Raw genomic sequence first — 5,255 nt, 5'->3', positions numbered from 1 at the left:
CTATGCGCGCATCCGCGAAATCTGCGACCGCTACGGCATCCTGCTCATCCACGACGAAGTGATGAGCGGTGCGGGCCGCACCGGCAAATTCCTCGGCGGCGACCATTGGAACTGCAAGCCGGACATCGTCGCGCTGTCGAAAGGGCTGGGATCGGGCTACGCGCCGCTCGGCGCGCTGGCGGCGCCGATGCGGCTGGTCGAGCCGCTGCTCGCCACCGGCGGCTTCCAGCACGGCCACACCTATGCCGGCAATCCGCTGGCCTGCGCCGCCGGGCTTGCGGTGCTGGGCGAAATGGACCGGCTCGACCTGATCGCCAATGCGGCTGCCATGGGCGATGTGCTGATGGACGGCCTGAAGGCACTTGCGAAACGCTTTCCATTCATTGCCGATGTGCGCGGCAAGGGGCTGCTTACGGGCGCCGAAATGGTCGCCGATCCGGAAACTCTGAAGCCGATCGACCAGCCCAAGAAAGCGACGCAACGGCTGCTCGACCTCGCCTATGAGCGCGGACTGATCATCTACGGCCGCAGGGTCAAGGGCGGCGTCGACGGTGACAATTTCATGGTGGCGCCGCCGATGATCGTCACCAGCGAGCAGGTCGGCGAGATCATCTCCATCATCGGCGACTCGCTCGAAGTCCTGGCCGGCGAACTGGACCTGCCGGTCGAAGGCCGAGGGTAGAAGAAATGGCGCCGCGAAAAGTCATCATCACCTGCGCCGTCACCGGTTCGGTGCATACGCCGTCCATGTCGCCCCATCTGCCGGTGACGCCGGACCAGATCGCGGCGGATGCGATCGCGGCCGCCGAGGCCGGGGCCTCGATCCTGCATCTGCACGCACGCGACCCCAGGGATGGCCGCCCCACCGCCGATCCCGAAGTGTTCATGCAGTTCCTGCCGCGCATCAAGCAGGCGACCGACGCAGTGATCAACATCACCACCGGCGGCTCCTCTTTGATGACGCTGGACCAACGGTTGGCGGCACCGCTGCGGGCTGAACCCGAAATGTGTTCGCTCAACATGGGTTCGATGAATTTCGCGCTGTTCCCAATGCTCGACAAGCCAAGGGAATGGCAGCACGAATGGGAGCCGAAGCTACTCGAAGCAACCCGCGACACCATCTTCAAGAACACCTTTGCCGACATGGAAGGCGTGCTCGAGCGGCTTGGCAAAGGCTGCGGCACCCGCTTCGAGTTCGAGTGTTACGATGTCGGCCACCTCTATTCACTGGCGCATTTCCGCGACCGGGGGCTGGTGTCCGGGCCGCTGTTCATCCAGTTCGTACTTGGCATCCTGGGCGGTATCGGCGCCGACCCGGACAATCTCGTCCATATGAAGCGGATCGCCGACAAATTGTTCGGCGACAGCTACCAGTTTTCGGTACTGGCCGCCGGGCGGAGCCAGATGCCGCTGATCTCGATCGCCGCCGCGATGGGCGGAAATGTGCGTGTCGGGCTGGAGGACAGCCTCTACGACGGCCGTCAATTGGCGAAATCCAACGCCGACCAGGTGCGCCGCATCCGTGGCATTCTCGATGGGCTGTCGCTGGAGGTTGCCACACCGGCGGAAGCGCGCGACATGCTGGCGCTCAAGGGCGGCGACCGCGTGGCTTTTTGAGACAAGACTGTGACCAATCCAGCCTCCAATGATGTCCTCCTCCGCCCCGGCACCATCGATGATGTCGAAACCATCCATGCGGCGATCCTGAAACTGGGCACCCATATCGGCGCGCCCGAGGAAATCATCTCGACGGCGGACGATCTCAGAACCTGGGGCTTCGGCGCAAAGCCCGCTTTCTCGACGCTGATCGCCGAAGTGGATGGCGAGTTCGCCGGATTGTGCCTGCATTTCCCGATCTTCTCGACCTGGATGGGGCGGCCTGGCGTCTATGTGCAGGACCTCTATGTCGAAGACCGGTTCCGTGGCCGCAAGATCGGCGAACGCCTGCTGCGCCGCGTGGCGGCGGAATGCCGCAGGGATGGCGGCGTTTATCTGAGGCTGTCCGTCGACACCGACAATGAGGGCGCCAAGGCTTTTTACGAGAGGCTGGGCATTGCCTGGTCGAGCTACGAGCAGACGCAGAAAATCATCGGCGAGGCGTTTTTCGCCTTCGCCGACACGCCGGAAAATGGGGACCAGCCATGAAAGCCTTCTACGCGCAGGAGCAGAAGCGGCACGACCCCAGGGCTTTCCTTTCCAGCGGTGCCGCGCAACCCAATCCTGAAAAACCGGAACGCGTCGAGAGATTGTTAGCCGGCGCAAAATCGGCAGGCTACACCATCGAAAGACCCGGGAATCATGGGCTCGGCCCGGTCTCCGCCGTGCATACGCCCGAATATCTCGACTTCCTCGAACATATTTTCGAGCGCTGGCAGCGGATCGACGGGGCGTCGGCGGAGGTCATCCCCAATATCCACCCGATCGCCCGCAACGGCTCCTATCCGGCCTCCGCTGTCGGCCAGGCCGGTTATCATATGGCAGACACGGCCTGCCCGATCTCGGGCGAGACATGGCAGAGCGCACTGTGGAGCGCCTGGAGCGCCGTCGAGGCGGCGGAAACGGTGATGGCAGGCGCTTCCGGCGCCTATGCGCTGTGCCGACCGCCTGGCCATCACGCTTTTGCCGATGTCGCCGGCGGCTTCTGCTTCATCAACAATTCGGCCGTCGCGGCACAGGTGCTGCGTAGACAGGCGGCCCGCGTGGCGATCCTCGATGTCGACCTGCATCACGGCAACGGCACGCAAGGCATCTTCTATGCGCGGTCCGACGTGTTGACCGTCTCGCTGCATGCCGATCCGGTGCGCTTCTACCCGTTCTTCTGGGGCCATGCCGACGAGCGCGGCGAAGGTCCCGGCCTCGGCTACAATTTCAATCTGCCGCTGCCGCGCAAATCCGCCGATGCGGCGTTTCTGGAAGCGCTCGGCGTGGCGTTCCAGCGCATCCGAGCCTTCTCTCCCGATGTACTGGTCGTGGCGCTCGGCCTCGACGCGTTCGAGGGCGATCCGTTCGGCGGGCTTTCGGTGACGACGCCAGGCTTCTCGCGCATCGGCGAGGCGATCGCCGGGCTCGACCTGCCGACGGTCATCGTCCAGGAAGGCGGCTATCTCTGCGACGAACTCGGCGACAATCTCACCGCCTTCCTCACCGGTTTTGGCGGCAAGGCGCGCTGAGAGCTCAAGCCCGCGTCAGGACCGTTGCTGCCTGAGCATGGCAATCACTCGGTGCACGCTTTCCAGCGTCTCGTCGATTTCGGACGCCGTGTTGTAATGCGCGATGCCGATGCGCACGACGCCTTGCTCGGCCGGAATGCCGAGCTGGTGGACGATCTCCCAGGCATAGTTGTGACCCGACCACAGGAAGATGCTTTCGGCATTCATCTGCCGCACGATCGTTTCGGGTACTATGCCGTCCACGGTGAAGGAAACAGTCGGCACGCGATCGCCGAGGCGTTTCGAATCGGTGATGCCATGGATCGTCAGGCCTGAAATATCGGACAGACCATCGATCAACCTTTGCGCCAGCGGGTTTTCATAGGCGATGGAGACTTCGAACGCCCTGGCAATCCTGCGCCTTCTCGATCCGCCCTCGCCGGCGCCGAGGTCGGCAAAATAGTCGACCGCCGCGGTGAGGCCGGCCATCAGTTCGATCTGCGGCGTGCCGAGTTCGAAGCGCTCCGGCAGGCCGTTCGAGGAACAGCGACACTTATAGGCCTTCAGGCCTTCGATGACGTCGCGCCGGCCCCACAGGATGCCCATATGCGGGCCGAAGAATTTGTAGGCCGAGCAGATCAGAAAATCGCAGCCGAGTTCCTGCACGTCGATCAGGCCATGGGGCGCGAATTGCACGGCATCGACATAGACCAGCGCTCCGGCCTTTTTAGCAAGTTGGGTCAAGGACTTGACCCGGTTGATCGAGCCGGTGAGATTGCTAGCGTAGTTCAACGCCACCAAACGTGTCTTCCCAGACAGCAGATCAGCGAGCGTCGCCTCCTCGACCTGCCAGGTCTTTTCGTCGAACTGCAGCCAGCGCACGACGAGGCCGAGGTCCTCGGCCAGTTGCAGCCAAGGCGACACATTGCCCTCATGGTCCATGCGGGTGAGGATGATCTCGTCGCCCGGCCTCATCGTGCGGCCGAGCGTCCGTGACATGTGATAGGTGAGCGTCGTCATGTTGGCGCCGATGATGATTTCCTGCGGGCTCGCCGCGCCAAGGAAATCGGCCATCGCCTGGTGCGCCTCGTCAACGACCTGCTGCGCCGCGATCGTCGTTTCAAAATAGCCGCCTAGATTGGCATTGGTCGTCAAAAGGCAGCGCGAGACCGCATCGGCGACGGCCTGAGGCACCTGCGTGCCGGCAGGATTGTCGAGATAGATGCGCCGGCGTCCTTTGTCGGTCAGCGAGAGAGCGGGAAATTTTCCACGCACGGCCTCGATCGAAAAATCCACCATCGTCTCCACCCCTTTGCTGTTGCTCGACAATTCCGCACCCGGCCGGTCACGGACAGGGATTGCCGACCCGCTGGTGAATGGCGTCCACCGCCTTCTGCATCTCTTCGGTCCAGACGACATCAACCGAGGACAGCGCCATTTCCAGCTGCGAAATGGTTGTCGCGCCGACGATGTTCGATGTGACGAAAGGCCGGCTCGATACATAGGCATTGGCAAACAGCGCCGGCTCCAGGCCGAAAGAGCGCGCCAGTTCATTGTATTCGAGCTGCGCTTCAGCGGCATTTGGCGTCTCATAACGCTGACCGCGGTTGAAGAGCTGCGAGCGCGAGCCCTGCGGGCGGGCGCCGTGATCGTACTTGCCGGTCAGATAACCCTGCGCCAGTGGCGAATAGGCAAGCAGCGACACCCCTTCGCGTTCGCAGACCTCGGCGAGGTTCACCTCGAAGGTCCGGTTGACGAGGTTGTAGGCGTTCTGGATCGAGGCGACGCGCGGACCGATCCCTTTGTCGGCCTCGGCGAGGAAGCGCATAACGCCCCACGAACTCTCGTTCGACAGGCCGAAATGGCGGATTTTTCCTGCCTTCACCAGTTCCTCGAATACCGCAAGCGTCTCGGCGATCGGTGTCTCGCCGACTGGCGCCCCGACAGAATCGGCGCGCCGCGCCACCGCGCCGACGCGCGTCGGGTTGGCGCCCCATGGGATGTCCCGTTCCGGCCAGTGGATTTGATAAAGGTCGAGATAGTCCGTGCCGAGCTTGGCTAGCGACTTGTCGATGGCATCAAAGATATCGGCCCGCACCAATTGCG

Annotated in this window: 6 protein-coding genes; 4 read left to right on the top strand and 2 right to left on the bottom strand. The window is 63.1% G+C overall.

Annotation, left to right across the window (positions count from 1 at the left end):
• From EOA36_RS26755 to EOA36_RS26740, 4 genes are all read left to right on the top strand, one after another.
• Positions 1-682: aminotransferase class III-fold pyridoxal phosphate-dependent enzyme (locus EOA36_RS26755; protein WP_145969320.1), on the top strand; the 682-nt coding region annotated here is incomplete at its 5' end.
• Between the two features lie 5 nt (positions 683-687).
• Complete coding sequence (locus EOA36_RS26750) at positions 688-1,617, top strand: 3-keto-5-aminohexanoate cleavage protein (protein WP_127280115.1); 930 nt, start codon at positions 688-690, stop codon at positions 1,615-1,617.
• Positions 1,618-1,626: 9 nt separating this feature from the next.
• Positions 1,627-2,145 carry a GNAT family N-acetyltransferase gene (locus tag EOA36_RS26745; protein WP_127280114.1) on the top strand — a complete coding sequence of 173 codons (519 nt, stop codon included), beginning with the start codon at positions 1,627-1,629 and terminating at the stop codon, positions 2,143-2,145.
• Entirely contained in the window at positions 2,142-3,170 is a 1,029-nt protein-coding gene (locus EOA36_RS26740; protein ID WP_127280113.1) for a histone deacetylase family protein, read from the top strand. The genes EOA36_RS26745 and EOA36_RS26740 overlap by 4 nt, the downstream gene beginning before the upstream one ends.
• A gap of 15 nt (positions 3,171-3,185) precedes the next feature.
• Here EOA36_RS26740 and EOA36_RS26735 read toward each other — a convergent pair whose 3' ends face one another.
• Together EOA36_RS26735 and EOA36_RS26730 are read right to left on the bottom strand one after the other, a co-directional pair.
• Positions 3,186-4,448: a cysteine desulfurase-like protein gene (locus tag EOA36_RS26735; protein WP_189553369.1), complete on the bottom strand. Its 1,263-nt coding sequence runs from the start codon at positions 4,446-4,448 to the stop codon at positions 3,186-3,188.
• Positions 4,449-4,494: 46 nt separating this feature from the next.
• Positions 4,495-5,255: aldo/keto reductase (locus tag EOA36_RS26730; RefSeq protein ID WP_127280112.1), on the bottom strand; the 761-nt coding region annotated here is incomplete at its 5' end.

Origin of the sequence: Mesorhizobium sp. M8A.F.Ca.ET.021.01.1.1, from assembly GCF_003998025.1 — a bacterium.
In the GTDB taxonomy this organism is placed as follows: Bacteria; Pseudomonadota; Alphaproteobacteria; order Rhizobiales; family Rhizobiaceae; genus Mesorhizobium.
This window is presented reverse-complemented; position numbering and strand designations above follow the sequence as displayed.